This window comes from Amycolatopsis sp. NBC_00348, assembly GCF_036114655.1.
Classification (GTDB): Bacteria; Actinomycetota; Actinomycetes; order Mycobacteriales; family Pseudonocardiaceae; genus Amycolatopsis.
In genome coordinates, this window is sequence record NZ_CP107994.1 from 7,649,059 (window position 1) to 7,671,013 (window position 21,955).

General features: G+C 71.3%; 19 protein-coding genes and 1 pseudogene. 13 read left to right on the plus strand and 7 right to left on the minus strand.

Going from position 1 to position 21,955, the window contains the following annotated elements:
• Positions 1–20: 20 nt before the first annotated feature.
• Entirely contained in the window at positions 21–1,025 is a 1,005-nt protein-coding gene (locus OHS58_RS33605) for a hypothetical protein (RefSeq protein ID WP_328645162.1), read from the minus strand.
• Between the two features lie 129 nt (positions 1,026–1,154).
• Between OHS58_RS33605 and OHS58_RS33610 the strand changes: the two genes are divergently transcribed.
• Genes OHS58_RS33610 through OHS58_RS33620 form a run of 3 tightly spaced genes read left to right on the plus strand, consistent with a single transcriptional unit; the run spans position 1,155 to position 4,876 of the window.
• Positions 1,155–2,384, plus strand: a complete 1,230-nt coding sequence (locus OHS58_RS33610; protein ID WP_328645163.1) for a DUF445 family protein — start codon at positions 1,155–1,157, stop codon at positions 2,382–2,384.
• 59 nt (positions 2,385–2,443) lie between these two features.
• The gene (locus OHS58_RS33615; RefSeq protein WP_326960032.1) at positions 2,444–3,619 is read left to right on the plus strand and encodes a DUF445 domain-containing protein; all 1,176 of its coding nucleotides are present in this window, start codon (positions 2,444–2,446) and stop codon (positions 3,617–3,619) included.
• A 39-nt stretch (positions 3,620–3,658) separates the two neighbouring features.
• A complete protein-coding gene (locus OHS58_RS33620) occupies positions 3,659–4,876 on the plus strand; it encodes a DUF445 domain-containing protein (RefSeq protein ID WP_326944901.1) in 1,218 nt (405 codons plus the stop codon).
• Here the strand turns inward: OHS58_RS33620 and OHS58_RS33625 are convergent.
• From OHS58_RS33625 to OHS58_RS33635, 3 genes are read right to left on the minus strand one after another with little or no spacing between them, the layout of a single operon-like run.
• Positions 4,873–5,754 carry a metal ABC transporter permease gene (locus tag OHS58_RS33625; protein ID WP_247058767.1) on the minus strand — a complete coding sequence of 294 codons (882 nt, stop codon included), beginning with the start codon at positions 5,752–5,754 and terminating at the stop codon, positions 4,873–4,875. The genes OHS58_RS33620 and OHS58_RS33625 overlap by 4 nt on opposite strands.
• Positions 5,755–5,757: 3 nt before the next feature.
• The gene (locus tag OHS58_RS33630) at positions 5,758–6,603 is read right to left on the minus strand and encodes a metal ABC transporter ATP-binding protein (protein ID WP_326944902.1); all 846 of its coding nucleotides are present in this window, start codon (positions 6,601–6,603) and stop codon (positions 5,758–5,760) included.
• Positions 6,604–6,605: 2 nt separating this feature from the next.
• On the minus strand, positions 6,606–7,520 hold the full coding sequence (locus OHS58_RS33635) for a metal ABC transporter solute-binding protein, Zn/Mn family (RefSeq protein ID WP_328645164.1): 915 nt from the start codon (positions 7,518–7,520) through the stop codon (positions 6,606–6,608).
• Positions 7,521–7,706: 186 nt separating this feature from the next.
• Between OHS58_RS33635 and OHS58_RS33640 the strand changes: the two genes are divergently transcribed.
• The 5 genes and pseudogenes from OHS58_RS33640 (at position 7,707) to OHS58_RS33660 (ending at position 12,146) form a co-directional block, all read left to right on the plus strand.
• Entirely contained in the window at positions 7,707–8,807 is a 1,101-nt protein-coding gene (locus OHS58_RS33640) for a LacI family DNA-binding transcriptional regulator (protein WP_247058770.1), read from the plus strand.
• Positions 8,808–8,918: 111 nt separating this feature from the next.
• Positions 8,919–9,410, plus strand: a complete 492-nt coding sequence (locus OHS58_RS33645) for a beta-class carbonic anhydrase (RefSeq protein WP_247058771.1) — start codon at positions 8,919–8,921, stop codon at positions 9,408–9,410.
• Positions 9,411–10,206: pseudogene (locus OHS58_RS33650) on the plus strand (glycosyltransferase); the annotation flags it as partial.
• A 9-nt stretch (positions 10,207–10,215) separates the two neighbouring features.
• Complete coding sequence (locus OHS58_RS33655; protein ID WP_326944905.1) at positions 10,216–11,091, plus strand: A/G-specific adenine glycosylase; 876 nt, start codon at positions 10,216–10,218, stop codon at positions 11,089–11,091.
• An 89-nt stretch (positions 11,092–11,180) separates the two neighbouring features.
• Complete coding sequence (locus tag OHS58_RS33660; protein ID WP_328645165.1) at positions 11,181–12,146, plus strand: peptidoglycan recognition protein family protein; 966 nt, start codon at positions 11,181–11,183, stop codon at positions 12,144–12,146.
• A 28-nt stretch (positions 12,147–12,174) separates the two neighbouring features.
• Here OHS58_RS33660 and OHS58_RS33665 read toward each other — a convergent pair whose 3' ends face one another.
• A complete protein-coding gene (locus OHS58_RS33665) occupies positions 12,175–12,921 on the minus strand; it encodes an alpha/beta fold hydrolase (RefSeq protein ID WP_328645166.1) in 747 nt (248 codons plus the stop codon).
• Positions 12,922–12,995: 74 nt separating this feature from the next.
• Between OHS58_RS33665 and OHS58_RS33670 the strand changes: the two genes are divergently transcribed.
• From OHS58_RS33670 to OHS58_RS33680, 3 genes are all read left to right on the plus strand, one after another.
• Positions 12,996–14,426 carry a M1 family metallopeptidase gene (locus OHS58_RS33670; protein ID WP_328645167.1) on the plus strand — a complete coding sequence of 477 codons (1,431 nt, stop codon included), beginning with the start codon at positions 12,996–12,998 and terminating at the stop codon, positions 14,424–14,426.
• 193 nt (positions 14,427–14,619) lie between these two features.
• Entirely contained in the window at positions 14,620–14,931 is a 312-nt protein-coding gene (locus OHS58_RS33675) for an antibiotic biosynthesis monooxygenase family protein (protein WP_326944909.1), read from the plus strand.
• Positions 14,924–15,730 (plus strand): SIR2 family NAD-dependent protein deacylase, encoded by an 807-nt coding sequence (locus OHS58_RS33680; protein ID WP_328645168.1) that lies wholly within the window; start codon positions 14,924–14,926, stop codon positions 15,728–15,730. Before OHS58_RS33675 ends, OHS58_RS33680 begins: the two co-directional genes overlap by 8 nt.
• Before the next feature lie 30 nt (positions 15,731–15,760).
• Here OHS58_RS33680 and OHS58_RS33685 read toward each other — a convergent pair whose 3' ends face one another.
• A complete protein-coding gene (locus tag OHS58_RS33685; RefSeq protein ID WP_328645169.1) occupies positions 15,761–16,720 on the minus strand; it encodes an endonuclease/exonuclease/phosphatase family protein in 960 nt (319 codons plus the stop codon).
• A gap of 171 nt (positions 16,721–16,891) precedes the next feature.
• Between OHS58_RS33685 and OHS58_RS33690 the strand changes: the two genes are divergently transcribed.
• Both OHS58_RS33690 and OHS58_RS33695 read left to right on the plus strand, forming a co-directional pair.
• Positions 16,892–17,872, plus strand: a complete 981-nt coding sequence (locus OHS58_RS33690; RefSeq protein WP_328645170.1) for an ATP-binding cassette domain-containing protein — start codon at positions 16,892–16,894, stop codon at positions 17,870–17,872.
• Positions 17,869–18,675, plus strand: a complete 807-nt coding sequence (locus OHS58_RS33695; RefSeq protein ID WP_326944912.1) for an ABC transporter permease — start codon at positions 17,869–17,871, stop codon at positions 18,673–18,675. Before OHS58_RS33690 ends, OHS58_RS33695 begins: the two co-directional genes overlap by 4 nt.
• A gap of 69 nt (positions 18,676–18,744) precedes the next feature.
• Here the strand turns inward: OHS58_RS33695 and OHS58_RS33700 are convergent, their stop codons facing one another.
• A complete protein-coding gene (locus OHS58_RS33700) occupies positions 18,745–21,921 on the minus strand; it encodes a BTAD domain-containing putative transcriptional regulator (RefSeq protein WP_328645171.1) in 3,177 nt (1,058 codons plus the stop codon).
• Between the last annotated feature and the right edge of the window lie 34 nt (positions 21,922–21,955).

A 21,955-nucleotide genomic window follows, 5' to 3' on the forward strand; every position in this document is an offset into this window, starting at 1 on the left:
ACCGGAGCCGATGTGGATAACTACGCCTTCGCGGCCGGCGCGGGAGCCGGAGCCTTGGCAGCGGGCGCCGGAGCAGCCTGGGCCTGGGGCTTGGCAGCGGGCGTCGAGGCGGGGGCAGGCGCCGGAGCCGGCTTGCGGTCACCGTTCGCCGGAGCCTGAGCCGAAGCCGGGGTCTGAGCCGAAGCCGACGCCGGAGTCGACGCCGCAGCCGGGGCGTCCTCCGCCGGGGCCAGCAGCTTCATCGCCTCGCGTACCGCCACGTCCGTCGCCGCGATCCGCTCCGCGACCTTCGTCCGCAGGTCCAGTGCCAGCTTCCGGTTCCGGTCCGCCTCCGCCTGGCGGTCGCGGGCCTGCGCCAGCGCCGCCTCCGTCTCCTGCTTCTTGCGCGCGACCTCCTGCTCGAAGGCCTGCTTCTTCTTCGCCAGCTCCTCGGACGCCACCCGGTCCGCGTCAGCGCGCTTCGCGGCCGCCGCGGCCTCGGCCTTCGCGTCGGCCTCCTTGCGGGTCCGCTCGGCCGCCGCCGCCAGCTCCACCCGCTTGGCGCCCGCCGCCGCGGTCAGCTTGTCGATCTCGATCTTCGCGTCCTTCAGCAGGCGCGCGCGCTCTTCTTCCGCGTCCTTCGCCAGCTTGTCGGCCGTGCGGTGGGTCTCGTGCGCGTACTTGTCCGCCTGGTCGCGCGTCGAGGCCGCGTCGGCGTCCGCGGCGGAGCGCAGGTCGGCGATCTCCTCCTCGGCAAGCTGCATCATCGTGCGGACGCGCTCGGCCATCGCGCCGGCGCCGGACGGGCTGGAGCTCATCCGCGCGAGGGCGGCCTTCGTCTCGGCCAGCTCCTTCTGCGCGTACGCGAGAGCCTTCGTGAGATCGGACGACGTCGCGACGGCGTCGTCGCGGTTGCGGGCGGTCTCGCGGAACTCCTTGGTCAGCTCGGCGATGCGTTCGTCGACCTGACGCTGGTTGTAGCCGCGGAGGCCCACGGCGAACTGGGCGGTCTTCGGGGCGGATTGGGGCTTCTCAGGCGCGACCATCGCGCCACCTTAGTAAGCAAGGGGCCTTCCGGACGTACCGCCAAACGGATGCATCACGAATTTGGGAACCCCCGGTCACCCATGGCATTCTGACCTCCGTTGACCAGCGGTTGCCGCGGGGAGGCCACTTTGGACACATCGGCGATCCTCGCGGACATCGGCGCTCACTGGCACGTGTACCTCACGATGCCGTTCATCGCGGCGTTGATCGGTTACGTCACCAAGCGCGTCGCCATCGAGATGATGTTCCGGCCCCTCGAGTTCACCGGGATCAAGCCGTTCCTCGGCTGGCAGGGCGTCATCCCGGCCAACTCGCGGCGGATGGCCACCACCGCCGTCGATCTGCTGACGCGCAACCTCGTCGACCCGCAGGAGATCTTCGCCAGGCTCGATCCGGAGGAAATGCTCAAAGAGCTCGAAACGCCGCTGCTCAAGGCCGTCGAAGACGTCACGCGGGAGGTCATGGAGACCTACCAGCCGCGGCTGTGGGAGATGCTGCCGTCGCGGGCGCAGCGGCTGCTCGTCGACCAGGTGCGCGCGCAGGCGCCGGACGTCGTCAAGCGGCTCCTGCGCGAGGTCTCGACCAACATCGACGACGTCCTCGACGTCAACGACATGCTCATCGGCGCCATGGTCCGCGACAAGTCGCTCACCTGCCGGCTGATCCGCGAGGTCGCCGCGCCCGAGTTCAAGTTCATCGCGCGGTCCGGCGTCTGGTTCGGGTTCGTCATCGGGCTCGTCCAGTTCGTCGCCTGGGCGCTGACGAAGGAGCCGCTGATCATGCCGATCTTCGGTTTCGTCACGGGCTTTGTCACGGACTGGCTCGCCCTCAAGATGATCTTCTACCCGCGCGAGCCCCGCGGCTTCGGCTTCTTCCGCTGGCAGGGCATGTTCCAGAAACGCCGTCAGGAGGTCGCCGCCGACTACGGCGCGCTGATCGCCGACGAGGTGCTGACCGTGCGGAACGTGATGGAGGCCGTGCTCACCGGCCCGCGCGCGGACAGGCTGTTCGCGCTCATCACCCGCGAGGTGCAACGCACGATCGACGCCCAGGCGAGCATCGCCAAACCACTGGTCGCGCTGACCATGGGCGGCAAGCAGTACCAGGAGATGAAACGCGCGGCCGCCGAGAAGGCCATCGCCTACCTCCCCGAAACGGTGAAACACGTCGAGAGCTACGCCACCGGCGCCCTCGACGTCCGCAACACGATCGTCGAAAAGATGCGGCAGCTGACGCCGATCGAGTTCGAAGGGATCCTGCGTCCGGCCTTCAAGCAGGACGAATGGAAGCTCATCGCGGTCGGCGCGGTCATCGGCGGGCTCGTCGGTGAACTGCAGGTCCTGCTCCTGCTCCACTGACACCGGGCCGCTAGCGTGCGGACGTGGACTTCGGCACGCACTGGCAGGTGTACGTCACCATGCCGTTCATCGCGGCGCTGATCGGGTACGTCACCAAGCGCGTCGCCATCGAGATGATGTTCCGGCCGCTCGAGTTCACCGGCGTCAGACCGTTCCTCGGCTGGCAGGGCGTGCTGCCGGCGAACGCGGAGCGCATGGCCACGACCGCCACCGAGATGCTGACGACGAACCTCGTCGACCCGAAGGAGATCTTCTCCCGGCTCGACCCGGAGCAGGTGGCGAAGGAGATCGAGCAGCCGCTGCTGCGGGTCGTCGAGGACGTCACCCGCGACGTCATGGAGACCTACCAGCCGCGGCTGTGGGAGGTCCTGCCGAACACCGCGCAGCAGGTGCTGCTCAAGCGCGTGCAGGCCGAAGCGCCGAAGGCGATCACCAAGATCATGCGGGAGATCGCCGACAACATCGAGGACGTCCTCGACCTCAAGCACATGGTCGTGACGAACCTGGTGCGCGACAAGGCGTTGCTGAACCGGCTGATCCGCGACATCTCGCGCCCGGAGATGCGGTTCATCGCCCGCTCCGGGATCGGCTTCGGGTTCATCCTCGGCTGCGTGCAGCTCGTCGTCTGGGCGCTGACGAAGTCGCCGATCGTGCTGCCGCTGTTCGGCATCGGCATCGGCTGGCTCACCGACTGGCTGGCGCTGAAGATGATCTTCCTGCCGCGCGAGCCGCGCCGGTTCTTCGGGCTCTACACCTGGCAGGGCGTGTTCCAGAAGCGCCGCGACGTCGTGGCCGCCGACTACGGCGACATGATCGCGCGCGAGATCATCACGATCCCGAACCTGCTCGAAGCCGTGCTGCGCGGGCCGAAGTCGGACAGGCTCTTCGCGATGATCACGCGTGAGGTGCAGAAGACGATCGACGCGCAGGCGAGCGTCGTCAAGCCGTTCGTCGCCATCGCCGTCGGCACCAGGCGGTTCCAGGAGATGAAGCAGACAGCGGCGACGAAAGCCGCGGAGCGCGTCCCGGAGACGATCCGGTACGCCGAGAACTACGCGGTCAACGCGCTCGACGTCCGCAACACGATCGTGGACCGGATGCGGAAGCTGAGCGCGCTGGAGTTCGAGCAGCTGCTGCGGCCGGCGTTCCGCCAGGACGAGTGGAAGCTGATCGCGGTGGGCGCGGTGATCGGCGGTCTCGTCGGCGAACTGCAGGTGCTCGCGTTGCTCGGCTAGCCGGTACGGTTTCGTTCTCGGCACGGCGAGGGAGGTCGGATGGACGCTGTCCTGGCCGACCTCGCGCTGCATTGGCCGCTGTACGCGGCGATGCCGTTCATCGCCGCGCTGATCGGGTACGTCACCAAGCGCGTCGCGATCGAGATGATGTTCCGGCCGCTGGAGTTCCTCGGCGTCCCGCCGCTGCTCGGCTGGCAGGGCGTCGTCCCGAAGCACGGCGGCCGGATGGCGGCCGTCGCGACCGAGCTGCTGACGGCGAACCTGCTCGACCTGAAAGAGGTCTTCGGCCGGATCGACCCCGTGATCATCACGAGCGAGCTGGAGCAGCCGCTGCTGCGCGCGGTCGACCACATCGCGCGCGAGGTGCTCGCCGAGCACCACCCGCGGCTGTGGGAGGTCATGCCGACGCTCGCGCAGGAGATGCTGATCAAGCAGGTCCAGGCGTCGGCGCCGCGGCTGGTGCGGGAGTTCCTCGACGACGTCCGCGAGAACCTCGACGAGGTGCTCGACGTCCAGCACATGACGGTCCAGCGGCTCACCCGCGACAAGGCGCTGCTGGTGCGGCTGATCCGCGAGACGTCCCGGCCGGAGATGGCGTTCATCGCCCGGATGGGCATCTACTTCGGCTTCGGGCTGGGCCTGGTGCAGACGATCGTGTGGGCGTTCACGCGCGAGCCGTGGGTGCTGCCGGTGTTCGGCGGCGTGATCGGGCTGTGCACGGACTGGCTGGCGATCAAGCTGATCTTCGTCCCCCGCGAGCCGGTCCGCGTCGGCCGGGTGATCTTCCAGGGCAAGTTCCAGCGCCGCCGCGCCGAGGTCGCCCGGCAGTACGGCGAGCTGATCGCGACCGAGGTCCTCACCGTCCAGAACCTGCTGGACGCCGTCCTGCGCGGTCCGCGCGCGGACCGCTTGGCCGCGATGGTGGAGCAAATGGTCTCGTCGGCGGTCGACACACAGATGTCGGCCTCGGTGCTGACGCTGACGGTGGGCGGCCCCCGGCTGCGCGAGATGAAGCACGCGGCCGCGACGAAGGCGCTGGAGCAGCTGCCGGACACGGCGCGCTACGCCGAGGGCTACCTGACCGAGGCGATGGACGTCGCGAAGATGATCGAGCAGCGGATGCTGGCGCTGACGCCGCTGGAGTTCGAGGGCCTGCTGCGCCCGGCGTTCCGCCAGGACGAGTGGAAGCTGATCGCGGTCGGCGGGGTGATCGGGTTCCTGGTCGGGGAGCTGCAGGTCCTGCTGATGCTGGGTTAGGCCACCGGGGTCAGCTCGGCCGCCGAGGTCACCGCGCGCACCCGCGTCCGGCGGTCGCGCCGCCAGGCGATCAGGCGGCAGACCACGTAGATCAAGAACGAGATCGCCGTGACGAACGCGCTCACCGGCAGGCCCGGGGCCAGCGACAGCACGATCCCGCCCAGCGCCGACACTTCGGCGAACACGATCGCCAGCACCGTCGCCTTCCAGGGGGACGCCGTCACGCGCGCCGCCGCCGCGGCCGGTGTCACCATCAGGGCCACCACCAGCAGCGAGCCGACGACCTTCACGCTCAGCGCCGTTGAGATGCCCACCAGCAGCGCGAACACCACCGTCAGCGTCTTCACCGGGACGCCGCGCGCGATCGCCACGTTGCGGTCGACCGACGCGAACAGCAGCGGCCGGTAAACCAGTGCCAGCACGGCCAGCACCACCACCGACGACACCACGAACAACGTCAGGTTCGTCGAGTCGATGGTGATGATCTGGCCGGTCAGGATGCCGAACTTGTTGCCCGACCGTCCTTTGTAGAACGACAGGAACAGCACGCCCATGCCGAGACCGAACGAGAGGATCACGCCGATCACCGAGTCGCGGTCGGCGTCCCGCGCGCCCAGGATGCCCAGCAGCAGGGCCGCGACGACCGCGCCGATCAACGCGCCGTACTCGACGCCGATGCCCAGCAGCAGCGCCGCCGCGCCGCCGGTGAAGGCCAGCTCGGACGTGCCGTGCACGGCGAACGACATGCGGCGCATCACGATCAGCGGGCCCAGCACCCCGGCCACCAGCCCGAGGATCGCGGCCGCCAGCAACGCCGTCTGGACGCCTTCGAGCTCGGTGATCAGCTCCCAGGTCTTGCCGAAGTCGAACAGATCCAAGACTCAGCCCACTTGTTCTTCGACGTCGTGTTCGTGGTGGTGCGGCTCTTCCTCGCACAGCGAGCTCTGCGAGCCCGCGATGTGGATCTGGCCGCCGACCTCGAGCACCTCGACCCGCGCGCCGTACAGCTGCGACAGCGTCTCGGTGTTCATCACCTCGTCCGGCTTGCCGATCCGGAAAGAGCCGTTGACCAGGTACAACACCCGGTCGACGAAGGGCAGCACCGGGTTGATCTCGTGCGTCACGAACAGCACCGCGGTGCCGGACGTGCTGCGCCGCTCGTCGATCAGCTCGCTGATCGCGCGCTGGTGCGCCAGGTCCAGTGACAGCAGCGGCTCGTCGCAGAGCAGCACCTCGGGGTCGCCGACCAGGGCCTGCGCGACCCGCAGCCGCTGCTGCTCGCCGCCGGACAGCCGGCCGACGGGCTGCTTCGCGTACCGCGTCGCGCCCACCGCTTCGATGGCTTCGGCGACCCGACGGCGGCGGGCGGCCATGCCGAACAGGCCCGGGCCCCAGCGGTGGCCGTCGAGGCCCAGCCCGACCAGGTCGACGCCGCGCAGCGTGAGCGACTCGTCGATCGCGCGCTGCTGCGGGATGTAGCCGACCTTGCGGTTCGCGCCGCCCGGGCGGCCGCCGGCGATCTCGACCGTGCCCGCGGACAGGCCCTGCATGCCGAGCAACGCTTTGAGCAGGCTGCTCTTGCCGGAACCGTTCGGGCCGAGCACCGCGAGGAACTCCCCGGGCTCGACGACGAGGTCGAGGCCCGACCAGAGCGTCCGGGGACCGAACGCGAGACCCGCGCCGCGGACCCGGACCGCGGGGCGTACGTCATCGGAGACGGGGGACATGCTCAGCTCAACGCTTTCGCGAGTGCATCGACTTCCCCGGTCATCCAGCCAATGTAGTCCGTCACACCCTGGGGCAGCGTTTCGGTCACGTCCACGACGCCGACCCCGGCGGCCTTCGCCTGGCCGACGACGTCCTGGGTCAGCGGCGTCACCGTCTGGGCGTTGTTGATCAGCGCCTTGACCTGCTTGGTGGCGATGAGCTGCTTGTACTCGCTGACCGCGCCCGCCGGGACGTCCGTGTCGTTCTCCACCGCGTCCGAAAACGCCTTGGGCGTCGCGTCCGTCAGCTTCGCGCTCCGGAGCAGGTAGTGCGCGACCGGCTCGGTGACGACGACCTTCACACCCGGGTGCGCCGCGCCCAGCTCGCCGAGGCGCTTCTCCAGCGCGTCGACCTTCGCCTTGAACGCGGTCGCGTTGTCGGTGAAGAGCTGCTTCGACGCCGGCTGCAGCTCGCCGAGCTGCGCGGCGACCTGGTCGGCCACCTTGTCGACGCCCGGCAGGTCGTACCAGACGTGCTCGTTCTCGTCGCCGGTCGCGGCGATGTCGTAGGCGACGAGCTTCTTCGCGTCGCCCGCCTGGTCGGTGAGCTTGCCGAAGAACTCGTCGTAGCCGCCGCCGTTGGACAGCAGCAGCTGCGCGTCCTTGGCCGCCAGCGCGTCTTCGGCCGTCGTCTCGTAGGAGTGCGGGTCGGCCGACGGGTCGTGGATGACCGACTTGACCTCGACCTTGTCGCCGCCGACAGCACTGGCCACGCTGCCCCAGACGTCTGTCGAGGCGACGACCTCGATCCGGCCGTCACCGCCGGACTGGCCGCCGCCGTCGGCGCCGGACGACCCGCCGCCGGAGCACGCGGCGAGCGCGAAGAGGGACAGGGCCGAAGCGGCGGCGAGCGCGCTCCTGGTGCGGCGGGAACTCATCGGGGACTCCTGCGAGAGATGCACGACTGCTAATGGAAACCGTTGTCAGATTCACTTTACCCCATCCGGATGACACCCTGGCAATCCGATCGTGGCTGGTGTATGCGCCGACGTGCATACGGATCGAGACATCGACCACGCGGGGTGTCTCTTCAGGAAAACGATCTGAACCGTTACGGTTTGCTGATGGGACGTCCTATTCGCACCCGGAGGCAGGCGACACTGGCGTCGCTCGCGGCGGAGCTCGGTGTGTCCAGGACCACGGTGTCCAACGCCTACAATCGGCCGGACCAGTTGTCCCCGGAACTGCGCCGCCGGGTCCTCGAGACCGCGCGGCGCCTCGGTTACCCCGGCCCCGACCCCGTCGCCCGCTCGCTGCGCACCCGCAGGGCCGGCGCCGTCGGGCTGCTGCTCACCGAAAACCTCTCCTACGCCTTCCGCGACCCCGCCGCCGTCGGCGTGCTCGAAGGACTGGCCCTGGCCTGCGAAGACGCCAGCGTCGGCCTCCACCTGGTGCCGGCCAGCCCGGGCCGGGAGGACGTCGCCGCGGTGCACCGCGCGGGTGTCGACGGCTTCGTCGTCTACTCCGTGCCGGACGACGACCCGCACCTGGCCGCCGTGCTGGAGCGGCCGGTGCCCACGGTGATCATCGACCAGCCGAGCATCGAGGGGATCGACCGCGTCGGCCCGGACGACGCGGCGGCGGTCGGCAAGATCGCCGAGCACCTCGTCGGCCTCGGCCACCGGCAGGTCGGCGTCATCTGCATGCGGCTGGCCCGCGAGCGCAACGACGACTTCGTCTCCCCGGCGCGCCAGAGCGGCGCGCACTTCCACGTCCAGCGCACCCGGCTCGAAGCGCTCGCCGTGGCCTTCTCCGGCGCCGGCGTCGACTGGGCGGGCGTCCCGGTGGTCGAGCGGTTCGACCACACGGTGGACGACGGCGCGTCGGCCGCCCGGCAGCTGCTCGACGCGTACCCGCAGATCACGGCCGTGATCTGCACCTCCGACATCCTCGCGCTCGGCGCCATGGCCGAGGCCGAACGCCGCGGGCTGCGCGTGCCGCAGGATCTCACCGTCACCGGTTTCGACGGCATCGCCGAAGCCGAGCGGATCGGGCTCACCACCGTGCACCAGCCGGTGCTCGAGAAGGGCAAGGCGGCCGGACGGCTGCTGCTCAGCTCGGGCGAGCGGAGCGCGCCGAAGGTGATCACGCTGCCGACCGAGCTGCGCATCGGCCGGACGTCGGCGCCGCCGCGGACTGTCGAGGAGCCCTGGTTCGGGGGCTGAGCACCGGCTTTCGCCGTGACTTTGCTCGTATCCCGTTGCCCGATCGAGCACCGGCCGGTCCAATAGGTGGGGTACGCCCGCGCCGCGGGGCCACTGGCCGGAAGGTGACCGATGACCTCGATCGACGTACTGCTCAAGCGGAACCAAGAACTCGGCGAAGTCACGCCCGGCGACCGTTCGTCGCCGAAGCCGTCGCTCCAGGTGGCCGTCCTGACCTGCATGGACGCCCGCATCCGGGTGTTCGAGCTCTTCGGCCTGCTCCAGGGCGAATCGCACGTCCTGCGCAACGCCGGTGGCGTGGTGACCGACGACATGATCCGGTCGCTGGCCCTGTCGCAGCGCAAGCTCGGCACCCGCGAGGTCCTGATCGTGCAGCACACCGAGTGCGGCCTCTCGATGGTCACCGAAGACGACTTCAAGGACGAGCTCGAGAGCGACACCGGACTGCGCCCGACCTGGGCGGTCGAAGCGTTCCGCAACGTCGAGAACAGCGTCCGGACGTCGGTGGAGCGCGTGCGCCGCAGCGACTTCCTGCCGCACACCGACAACGTCCGCGGCTTCGTCTACGACGTCAAGACCGGGCGGCTTTCCGAGGTCGAGTAGCTCGCCGCCGCGGCGCGGGAGGCCGGGCACGAGGTGCACTTCGCGGCCGGTGAGAACGTGCACGCGCCGCTGGTCCGGAACGGGCTCCGGCCCTTCCGGCCGGCGGATTCGTTCTACGAGATCTACGCCGAAGACCTCGAACCGGAGCTGACGCGGCTGCGACCGGATCTCGTGGTGCACGGCTGGGGCGTGCCCGAGGCGGCCGTCGCCGCGCGACGCGCCGGGATGCCCGCCCTCTGGCACGGGTTCGGCCGCATGTTCCCGGACGGGATCGGGTTCGAACCCGGCCCCTTCGAGCGGCCGCCGCGGCCGCTGATCTACCTGACGCTCGGCACCGCGTTCGGCACCGCCGAGGTGCTCACCACGGCGATCCGGGGCCTGGCCCGCCTGGACGCGCACGTGGTCGTCGCCGCCGGCCGGGTACGTCCGGAGGACCTCGGCGAACTGCCAGCCGACGTCACGGTCCGGGCCTGGGTGCCACAGGCCGACGTGGTGGCGCACGCCGACCTGGTGGTGCACCACGGCGGCAGCGGCACCACGCTCGGCGCGCTCGCCGAGGGCGTCCCGCAGCTGGTCCTGCCCCAGGGCGCCGACCAGTTCGCCAACGCGGAAGCGTTAGTCACCGTGGGTGCGGCGCTGCGCCTCCTCCCCGGACGAACTGAGCGCGGACGCCGTCACCGAACAGGCGCGGAAGCTGCCGTCCCGCCGTGACGCGGCGCGCGCGATCGCCGCGGAGATCGCCGCCATGCCGTCGCCGGACGAGGTCGCTCGCGAGCTGCCGAAGCACGCGAAGTAGCCTCCCGGCGTGGCTGTGGACGCTGACGTACTGCTCGACTGGTTCTCCGCGCACGGCCGGGACCTGCCCTGGCGCGAGCCCGAGTGCTCGGCCTGGGGCGTCCTGGTCAGCGAAATCATGCTGCAGCAGACGCCGGTCGCGCGCGTCGAGCCGATCTGGCACGAGTGGCTGGCGCGCTGGCCGGTGCCATCGGCGCTGGCCGCGTCGTCCCAGGGCGAGGTCGTGCGGGCCTGGGGCAAGCTCGGTTACCCGCGCCGCGCGCTGCGGCTGCACCAGGCGGCGGGCGTGATCGCGGCCGAGCACGGCGACGTCGTCCCGTCCGATGTGGACACCCTGCTCGCGCTGCCGGGGATCGGCGCCTACACCGCGCGGGCCGTCGCCGCGTTCGCCTACGGGCAGCGTGCGCCGGTCGTGGACACCAACGTGCGGCGGGTCGTCGCGCGGGCGGTGCACGGCGCCGGCGACGCCGGGCCCGCGTCGAACACCCGCGACATGGCCGACGTCGAGGCACTGCTGCCGGCCGACGACGCGCCGGCGGCCCGGTTTTCGGCGGCGATCATGGAACTCGGCGCGCTGATCTGCACCGCGCGCGCCCCGCGCTGCGCGGACTGCCCGGTGTACGACGAGTGCGCGTGGCAGCACGCCGGCCGGCCCGAGTACGCGGGCCCGGCCAAGCCGGTGCAGAAGTTCGCCGGCACCGACCGGCAGGTCCGCGGGCGACTGCTCGACGTCCTGCGCGGCACCGACGGGCCGGTCGAAAAAGCGAAGCTGGACCTGGTCTGGCACGACGACGGCCAGCGTGATCGATGCCTGGACTCCCTGCTGGTCGACGGCCTGCTGGAGCAGACCCGCGACGGCCTGTTCGCACTTCCGGGCGAACACTGACGCGCTACAACAAAAGTTGGTCAATAGTTGTCAACGGCGCGCTCCGGGGCTACCTTCTGCTGATTGCATTCCGGCGGAAGGTTCTCGCAATGGCGGACTTTGACCGCCGTGCCCTGCTGAAGGCGGGATTCACGGCGACCGCGGTCGGAACACTGGGGCTGACCGGGGTTCGAACAGCGGCAGCGGCGGCCGCGGTACCGACGCCGACCATCCACGGCACAGCGGAGTGGAAAGCTCGGGCCGCGACCGGCGCGATCGTGGTCGAGAACCACAAACCGACGTACATCGTCGTGCACCACACCGTGGATCCGGGGAACGTCACCGACTACTCGCTGGCCCACGCGCTGCAGATCTCGCGGGACATCCAGAACTTCCACATGGACACGCGCGGCTGGATCGACACCGGCCAGCAGTTCACGAACAGCCGCGGCGGCTACATCACCGAAGGCAGGCACCGCAGCCTCGAGATCCTGCGCGGCGGCACCCAGCACGTGCAGGGCGCGAACGTCGGCAACCACAACAGCGAGTGCATCGGCATCGAGAACGAAGGCCTCTACAGCACGGTCGACGTCCCGGTGGCGCTGTGGAACTCGCTGGTCGGCCTGGTCGCCTACATCGCGCACCAGTACGGCATCACGCCCGAGTTCATCAAGGGCCACCGCGACTTCAACTCGACGGAGTGCTGCGGCCAGGTCCTCTACGACCGGCTGCCGGAGCTGCGGACGGCGGTGGGGCGCGTGCTCGGCGTCTCGGTCGCGCGATCGGACGTCGCGGAGTGGCCGCTGCTGAAGCCGGGTGACACGGGCCGGCGGGTCCAGCTGGCGCAGCAGTTCCTGCGCGCGGCCGGCGCCGACGTCCCGACCGACGGCGTCTTCGGAGCGTCCACAAAGGACGCCGTGGCCGCGCTGGCGGCCCGGGCCGACCTGCCGCGTGACACGTGCACGGCGGCGAAGGCGGCCGACGAGACGGGCTTCCTCGGCTCGGACGTCTGGCCGCTGATCGTCCCGGCGGACCGCTCCACGACGGCTTGGCGAGCGGACCTGTCCCGCGCCTGAAGCGGCACTTTCACGTGAAAGTGCCGCTTTAACGGTTCAAGACTTGGGACAGGAAGGCCTCGACGGCGCCCCGGTAGGTCTCCGGGGCTTCGTCGTGGGGCAGGTGGGCCGAACCCGGGACGACCAGGTGTTTCGCGCCCGGCACCCGGGCGGCGACCAGCGCCTGCTGGCCCGGCGGCATGGCCGTGTGCTCGCCCTCGACCACCAGCAGGGGGCAGCGGATTCCGTCCACAGTGGACCAGTAGTCGACGCGGCCCCACTCGGCGGCGATGACGTACAGGTCTTCGAGGTCGGCGACCAGGTGGTAGCCGTCGGGACGCTCCTCGACGCAGTCGGTGAAGTACTCGCCCGCGTCGCCGAAGAACTCCCGGACGTGGTCGAGCGACTCGAACGGCACCGGCCAGCTCTCGAAGTAGCCACGCCAGGTCTCGACCGTCCGGCCGCGCTGGTCCGGCGCGAAGTCCTCGGACACCACCGCGCGCACCAGCTCCGGGTACCGCGCGGCCGTCGCCCACGCGTGCAGGCCGCCCATCGAGTGGCCGATGAGCACCGCCGGGCCGGCGTCGAGGGTGCGCAGCGCGTCGGCGACGTCGGCGGCGAACCGCTCGGTCGTCCACGGCCCGACCCGCGGCGCGCTGCCGTGGCCGCGCGCGTCGAGGCCGTAGACCGCGCCGTAGGGCCGGAGCCACTCCGCGACCCGCCGCCACGTCCGCGCCCGGCCCATCAGGCCGTGGAGCAGAACGATCGGCACGCCGCTGCCGCCGAAACAGAGCACGCGGCCACCTAACCACAGATCCGCAGGTGCGGAACGTGACCGAGTGGTCGCGCACGATGACCTAGGCTGGTCGCATGCGCCGCCGACTCACCGCCCTCGCCCTCTGCAGTGTGGTGATCTCCGCCGTGGCCTGCAGCGGTGACGCCGTCCCGGCGCCCCCACCACCGCCGCCCATGCACCCGGTGCCCGGCGCGTCCGGCGCCGGTGATCCGTATTACCCGGACGACGGCAACGGCGGTTACGACGCCCTGCACTACGACGTCGACGCGACCTACGACCCGCCGAGCGGCCGGCTCGACGGCGACACGACCGTCACGGCCAAGGCGACCCAGGACCTCAGCCGGTTCGACCTCGACCTGCGCGGGCTCGACGTCGCCGGCGTCGAGGTCGACGGGCAGCCGGTGAAGTTCAGCCGGGAGAAGGCGTACGAACTGGTCGTCACGCCGGCGGCGCCGATCCGCGCCGGGACGACGTTCCGCACGCGCGTCCGCTACGGCGGCGACCCGGCGAAGACCCCGCACGGCGGCGGCAGCGAGAACGGCTGGCAGCACTCGGCCGACGGCGGCGCGTTCATGGTCGGCGAGCCGCACTCGGCGGCGTTCTGGTACCCGGTCAACGACACCCCGCGCGACAAGGCCACCTTCACGCTCACCGCGCACGTCCCCGACGGCTGGACGGTGATCTCGAACGGCCGCGAGCTGCCGCCGGTGCACGCCGGCGGCAAGACCACGACGACGTGGACCGAGACGAACCCGGTAGCGAGCTACCTGACGACCGTCGCGATCGGCAAGTTCAGCGTCGACCGCTCGACGCTGCCGGACGGCACCCCGGTCGTCTCCGCGTACGCGCCCGGCGCCGAGGCCCACCGCGCGACCGGCGACCGGCTGCCCGAGATCCTCACCTTCCTGACCGGCAAGTTCGGGCCGTACCCGCAGTCGGCGGCCGGCGGGATCTACCTGAACGAGGACATCCACTTCTCGCTGGAGACGCAGACCCGGCCGACGTACGCGAAGTGGGCCGAGCTGCTGACGCTGGTGCACGAGAACGCCCACCAGTGGTTCGGCGACTCGGTGTCGGTGGCCGACTGGTCCGACGCCTGCCTGAACGAGTGCTTCGCGTCGTACGCGCAGTGGCTGTGGGGCGAGCGCGAGGGCCAGAACCTCGACGACCGCTACCGCGCGGCGATCGAGCTGACCCGCGGCAGCACCGACTTCTGGAGCCGCAAGCTGGTCGGCATGGGTGCCGGCCACGAGTTCGAAGGCGTCTACGACAAGGGCATCCTCGCTCTGCACGCGCTGCGCCGCAAGATCGGCGACCCGGCGTTCGACCGCCTCCTGCACGAGTGGCCGGCCCGCTACCGCCACGCGAACGCAACCTGGACCGACTTCGAGAACATGGCGGGCAGCATCGCGGGCCAAGACCTCCACGCCTTCTTCACCGACTGGTTCCACGGCACAGCACTACCCGCGGACGCCGACCTCTTCCCCGGCTCCCTACGCAGCTGACCGGGCCCCGCGTGTCGACCCTCCAATCACGTGAGTCGACCCCCCAATCACGTGTGATGTCTCTCTAATCACGCGAGATGCCCCGGAGCCTGTGCTCGGACGGGTCACACCCGTGATTGGGGAGACATCTCGTGTGATTGAACGGCCATCACACGTGATTGGAGGGTCGACACGGCGTCAGTAGGCTGGGGCCATGAGTGTTGTGAAGATCAACGCGATCGAGGTTCCCGAAGGTTCCGGCGCCGAGCTGGAGAAGCGGTTCGGTGCGCGGCTGCACGCCGTCGACCAGCAGCCCGGCTTCCTCGGCTTCGAGCTGCTGCGGCCGGTTTCCGGCGAGACGCGGTACTTCGTCTACACGAAGTGGGAGACGGAGGAGGCCTACCAGGCCTGGGCGACCGGTGGCGCCGCCGCGGCCGCGCACTCCGGGGAGCGGGCCAAGCCCGTGTCGAGCGGTGCCAGCCTGCTGGAGTTCGAGGTCGTCCTCGGCTCGCAGCCGGGTGAGTGACCTCGCCCGCGCCGCGGAGCTGCTCGACGGCGCCGGCGCGCTCCTGATCTGCGCCGGCGCCGGGATGGGCGTCGACTCCGGGCTGCCGGACTTCCGGGGCGGCGAAGGGTTCTGGCGCGCGTACCCGCCGTACGCGCGGCTCGGCCTGCGGTTCGAGGAGATCGCCGACCCGCGTCACTTCGCCGAGGACCCCGAGCTGGCCTGGGGGTTCTACGGCCACCGGCTGGACCTGTACCGCAAGACGCTGCCCCACCGCGGTTTCGGCCTGCTGCGCGAACTCCGGCCGGCCGGCGGCGTCCGCGTCTTCACGTCCAATGTGGACGGCCAGTTCCAGAAGGCGGGTTTCGAGCACGTCGCCGAGGCGCACGGGTCGATCCACCACCTGCAGTGCCTGTCCGGCTGCACCACGGAGATCTGGCCGGCCGACGTCGACGTGCCCGTCGACACCGAGACGATGCGCGCGGTGCCGCCGCTGCCGTCGTGCCCGCGCTGCGGCGGCTTGGCCCGCCCCAACATCCTGATGTTCGGCGACTACGAGTGGGTGCCGGACCGCAGCCAGGCCCAGCTCGACGAGCTGACGACGTGGCGCCGCACGGCGCGCGACCTCGTGGTGGTGGAGCTGGGCGCGGGCCAGGCGGTCCCGACGGTCCGCCGCTACAGCGAACTCGCCAGCGCCGCGACGGGCGCGTTGATCCGCATCAACCCGCGCGAACCCCAGATCCGCCACGGCCGCGGCGTCTCGATCGCGGCCGGTGCGCTGGAGACGCTCGAACAGCTCGTGAGTGGTAATTCGGGTTAGAACCCTCATTACCACTCACGAGCGCCGCACTCAGGGCAGTTGCACCTCGGCGAAGACCGCGCGGTGGTCGCTGCCCGGGACGTCGAACACGCCGTAGTCCCGGACCGCGGCGCGGTTGTCCACCACGACGTGGTCGATCGTCACCAGCGGCAGCGACGACGGCCACGTCGGCGTCAGCCCCGAGCCGTGCTGCTCGGCCGCGTCGTTGTAGCCGCGGGACAGGACCGTGCGGAACGCCGCGTGGTCCAGGGTCGCGTTGAAGTCGCCCGCGAGGATCCGGAGGCCGTGCTCGCCCGCCGCGCGGGAGAGGTCCTTCGTCTCGCGCTCCCACTGCGGGGTGTCGACGTCCGGGGAGATCGGGTGAACGGCGACGATCTCCACCACCACGCCGTCGCCGAGGTCGGCCTGGGCGCCCGGCTGCTTGGCCGCGGAATCACCCGTCAGGTTGACCTCCGTCAGGGGGAAGCGCGACACGATCCCCGAGCCGAACGCGCCGGGCGCGGGGTGCAGGACGCGGTACGGCAGCGTCTGGAACAGCCCGGCCGCGGTCAGGCCGTCGACCACGCGGGGCGTCATCTCGACCAGGTTCAGCACGTCGATCCGCTGCGCGCGCACCAGGTCGACGACGACTTTCGGGTCCGCCTGGCCGTAGAGCAGGTTCGAGGAGAGCACGCGCAGTGTCTTGCCGTGCACGTCGCGCTGGTCGCTCGCCGACAGCCGCGGCACGACCAGGACGGCCAGCACGATCGCCAGCACCAGCGCGACCCCGCCGACCCACCAGCGCCGGCACGCCAGCGCCAGGCCGCCGGCCAGCACGCCGTACAGCACCGCGTACGGCGTCAACGACAGCGCGACCAGGACGTACCAGTCGCCGTCGAAGCCGACCAGGCGCAGCACGACCAGCACCGCCAGCGGCACCACCGGTACCACCAGCAGGGCCGTGACCAGCGGGTTCTTCCGCCGCACCCGCGTCTCTTCCGTTGTCACCATGCAGCCGAGTATGCCGAGGTCGCCGCCGGACGGCCCGGGCGGCGGCCACACCTCCACAACATCTCCACCGGCGCTGCCAGCGCCGGACAGCCGCTGTCAGCGCGCTGTGCGCGGCCTGCCAGCCCGGACGTCCACTGTGGTCCTCACAGCGACCAGCGAAGGAGGACGCCCATGTCGCACGCGATCCAGGCCGAAGGCCTGGTCAAGCATTTCGGGGAAACCAAGGCGCTGGACGGGGTGGACCTCGAGGTCCCCTACGGCCAGGTGGTGGGGGTGCTCGGGCCGAACGGCGCGGGCAAGACGACCGCGATCCGCATTCTGGCCACGTTGATGAAACCCGACTCCGGGAGAGCCACGGTCGGGGGCTACGACGTGGTCTCCGACCCGGTCCGGGTCCGCAGCCTGATCGGGCTGACCGGGCAGTACGCGTCGGTCGACGAGGACCTCAACGGCATCGAGAACCTGATGCTCATCGGCCGGCTCTACGGCCTGCCCCGGGCCCAGGCCCGCAAGCGCGCCACCGAGCTGATCGAGCGGTTCGAGCTGACCGGCGCGGCCAAGCGGGCGATCCGGACGTTCTCGGGCGGCATGCGGCGCCGGATCGACCTGGCCGCCAGCCTCGTCGGCGGCCCCGAGGTGCTCTACCTCGACGAACCGACCACCGGGCTCGACCCGCACGCCCGCAACGAGGTCTGGGACGTCGTCCGCAACCTCGTCGCCGACGGCGCGACGGTGCTGCTGACCACGCAGTACCTGGAGGAGGCCGACCAGCTGGCCGACAAGATCACCGTGTTCGACCACGGCCGCGTCGTCGCCGACGGCCGGGCCGACGAGCTGAAGCGCCGCGTCGGCGGCCAGACGCTGCAGGTGCGCCCGACCCAGCTGTCCGACATGGACGCCGTCAACCGGATCCTCGGCGACCTCAGCGGCGTCCGGCCGATCCGGGACGACGCCTCCGGGCTGCTCACCGCGCCGGTCAACGACCCGGTACTGCTGTCCACATTGGTCCGCAAGCTCGACGAGGCCGGGATCACCGCGGACGAGCTGGCGCTGCGGCTGCCCAGCCTCGACGAGGTGTTCCTCGCACTGACCGGGCACGCCGCCGATGAACCCAAGAAGGACACCCGCGACCTCGAAGGGAGCCTGGCATGACGACCTTGGCACTCGACCGCCCGGCCCCGCCGCGGCACATCAGCCCGGGAAAGGGCTTCCAGCACGCGCTTTCGCTGGCGTGGCGCGGCGTGCTGAAGATCCGCAAGAACCCGGAGCAGCTGGCCGACGTCACGCTGATGCCGATCATCTTCCTGGTCATGTTCGTCTACCTGTTCGGTGGCGCGCTGTCCGGATCGACCGACGCGTACCTGCAGATGGTCGTGCCGGGCATCATGGTGATGAACATCCTGCAGGCCTGTCTCACCGTCGGCACGAACCTCAACACCGACATCACCAAGGGCGTGTTCGACCGGTTCCGCAGCATGCCGATCGCCCGGTCGGCACCCCTGATCGGGGCGGTGCTGGCGGACATCGTGCGGTACGTGGTCTGCCTGGTCGTGCTGATGGTCGTCGCGACGATCATGGGCTACCGGATCGCGACCAGCCCCGGCGAGTTCGCCGTGGCGATCCTGCTGGCGCTGGCGTTCGGGCTCTGCTTCTGCTGGGGCTCGGTGTTCGTCGGCATGATCATGAAGTCGCCGGGCGCGGCGCAGGCGCTGATGTTCGTCTTCATCATGCCGCTGACGTTCGGCAGCAACGTGTTCGTCAGCACGGCCACGATGCCGGGCTGGCTGAAGGCGTGGGCGGACATCAGCCCGGTGAGCCTGATGGCGAACGCGTTGCGCGGCCTGATGAACGGCGGCGCCGTCGCCGGTCCGCTGGCCGGGGCCCTGGCCTGGATGGCAGGCGCGGTCATCGTGTTCTTCCCGCTGGCCACCTGGGCCTACCGCCGGCGGGTCTGAGGGCGCGGGTGCACGGGGGTGACCCACGCCGGTAGCTGAAGGGGACGTTCGCGGGGGCGAGCGTCCCCTTCAGCTTTTGACGGCTTCCAGCTGCGCCAGCAGCCAGGCGATCGTGTCCTCTTTGGACATCGCCCGGGCCTGCTCGTACAGCTCTTCGTAACCGGGCAACGCTTCGCTCAGCTCGGCCCGCAGGTCCCGCAGCTCGGGGCTGCCGAGGTCGAGCCGGCCGCGGATGACGGCGGACGCCGCGAGCGCCCGGACCGCCACGTCGAGGCGGCCCTGCCGGGCGCGGATCAGCGCCAGCAGCTCGACCGCCCCGGCCAGGTCCGGCATGTCGCCGCGGCGGTAGGTGGACCGGATCGCCGAGGCGGCGGGGGCCTCCGCCTCGTCGGCGCGGCCGGTGGCGAGGCTCAGCCGCGCTTCGGCCGCGCAGACCCACTCTTCGCCCATCCCGCCGGGGAACGCCTCGTCCCGCGCCAGCTCCGCGATGCGGTCGAGCTGCACCCGGGCCTCGGTCAGCCGGTCCGTGCGCACCAGCAGCTCCAGCCGGCCGAACATCAGGACGATCTTCTGCTGCGGGTTCGTGACGCTCGCGCCGTAGCGCTCGGCCGCCTCCTGGTCGCGCCAGGCACCTTCGATGTCGCCGGCCCGGGCCCGCTCCACGGCCAGCCGCCACCAGTGCTGGACGGCGTCCTCGTGCGAACGCAGCTCCATCGACATCGCCAGGCCCTGCTGGTAGGTCTCGATGGCCTTCGCGCTCTCGCCCGCCTGCGAAAGCGCGTACGCCTTGAAGCTCAGCGTCATCGCGATGCCCCAGCGGTCGCCGACCTCGACGAAGCCGGCGTAAGCCAGGTCGCGCGCCCGGTCCGCGCCCTCGACGTCCCCCTCGTCGTCGAGCACGAAGCTCTCCACCCAGTGCCCGCCGGCGCGGGTCCACGCGTCCGCGCTCCGCTCCGACCGGCGCACCTCGCGGAGCGCGACATCGCGGTCGCCGCCGAGGAAGGCCAGCATCGGCAGGGCCACCGAGAGCCCGGCGTAGCGGTCCATCGCGCCGGTGCGGACGCATTCGTCGACCACCGGCAGGGTGTCCGAGTCGTCGGTGCGCATCGGGACCATGTCCATCAGGTACAGGATCGCCTTGTAGGCCGCGGCGACGACGGCGGGCAGCCGGTCGCCGAAGGCGAGCGTCTCGCGGACCAGCCCGCCGAACCGGCCGCTCTGCCCGAGAATGGTGAGGTACCAGAACATCCCGTCCAGCAGACCGATCGCGTTGTCCACATCGGACATCTCGAGCGCGCCACGCAGTGCCGTGATCATGTTGGCGTTCTCGGCCTCGTACCGGGCGATCGCCGGCAGCTGTTCACGGGTGCGCAGCACCGGCTCCAGCCGGGCCGCCAGTTCGGTGTAGTACTTCGCCATCGCGCGTCGCGTCGCGTCCAACTCGCCCGACTCCGCCAGGCGCTCGGTCGCGTAGGCCCGCAGCGTCTCCAGCATCCGGTACCGCGGCTCGCCGAAACTCCCCGGCACGGTGTCCACAATGGACTTCTCGACCAGGCTGCCGAGCACGTACGGAACGTCGGCCGCGAGCAGCGGCTCGTCCGCGCAGACGGCTTCGACCGTCTCCAGCTCGGCGCCGCCGGTGAACACCGAGAGCCGCCGGGCCAGCACCCGCTCGGCGTCGGTCAGCAGGTCCCAGCTCCACTCGACGACCGCGCGCAGCGTGCGCTGACGCGGCAACGCCGTGCGGCTGCCCGAGGTGAGCAGCCGGAACCGGTCGCCGAGCCGGCCGGCGATCTGCGCGACCGTCATCGACCGCAGCCGCGCCGCGGCCAGCTCCAGGGCCAGCGGCATGCCGTCGAGCCGGCGGCAGATCTCGCCGACGTGGTCCACAGTGGACCGGTCGAGGACGAAGTCGGGGCGGACCGCGGCCGCCCGGTCGAGGAACAGCCGCGTCGAGTCCAGCTCGGCGGCTTCGGCGGGCGCGGCGCGTTCCGCGGGCACCGGCAACGGCCCCAGCGGGCAGAGCGCCTCCCCGGTGATCGCCAGCGGTTCGCGGCTGGTGGCCAGGATCCGCAGCCGCGGCGCGCGGTGCAGCAGGTCGTCCGCCAGCCGCGCGGCGGCGTCGACGACGTGCTCGCAGTTGTCCAGCACCAGCAGCGCGTCCGCGCCGCCGAGCACCTCGACGGCCTGCTCGAGCGGGTCCGCCGGGCGCCGGCGGACGTCGGTCTCGGTGCTGCGCATGTCACGGACGCCCAGCGCGCCCAGCAGCGCGGCCTCGACGTCGTCGGGGTCGCGGACGCCGGCCAGCGCGGCGAACCAGACCCGCCCCTGCTGGTGCACCGGGTGCCGGGACGCCGTTTCGGTGGCCAGCCGGGTCTTGCCGGCGCCGCCCGGCCCGGTCAGGGTGACCAGCCGGTTCCCGCCGAGCAGCTCGGCCAGCAGCTTGAGCTCGTCGTCGCGGCCGATGAACGTCGTCAGCCGCGTCGGCAGCCGGTCGGCCACCGGTGACGGCGGCGCGAACTCGCCCCGCAGCGCGGCCAGCTGGATCTCCTGCAGCTCGGCGGACGGGTCGACGCCGAGCTGGTCGGCCAGCGTGCGGCGCAGACCGGAGTAGACGGTCAGCGCCTCGGACTGCCGCCCGGCGGCGCAGAGCGCGCGGATCAGCAGGCCGGCGAGCCGTTCACGCAGCGGGTCGGCCTCGGCCGCGGCGGCCAGGTCGGGCAGGACGGCGGTGTGCTCGCCCAAGCGGATGAGCGCGTCGAAGCGGTCTTCGGCCGCCTCCGCGCGCAGGTCGGTGAGCCGCCGGGCCGGAGCTTGCGCGAACGGCGCGTCGAGGACGTCGGCGAGCGCACCGCCCTGCCACAGCACGAGCGCCTCGGCCAGCAGCTCGGCCGCGCGGGCGGCCCGGCCGGCGGCGAGCTCACGCCGGCCGTCGGCGGCCAGCCGTTCGAAGCGCTCCGCGTCGACGTCCTCCCGGGCGACGGCGAGCCGGTAGCCGCCGGGGCCGGACTCGATCGCCACCGGCAGGGCCTTCCGCAGCCGCGAGACCAGCGACTGGAGGGCGTTCGGCGCGTCGGCGGGCGGCTCGGCACCCCAGAGGCCGTCGATCAGCGCGTCGGCCGGGACGGCCCGGCCGGCGTCCAGCGCCAGCCTGGCCAAGAGCATGCGGAGGCGGGCGCCGCCGATGTCGATCGGGGTGCCGTCGTCCTCCGCTGCCCGCAGCGGGCCCAGCAGCGCAACGCGCATGCACCCAGCTTTCCAGACCCGCGCTGAGGGCCGG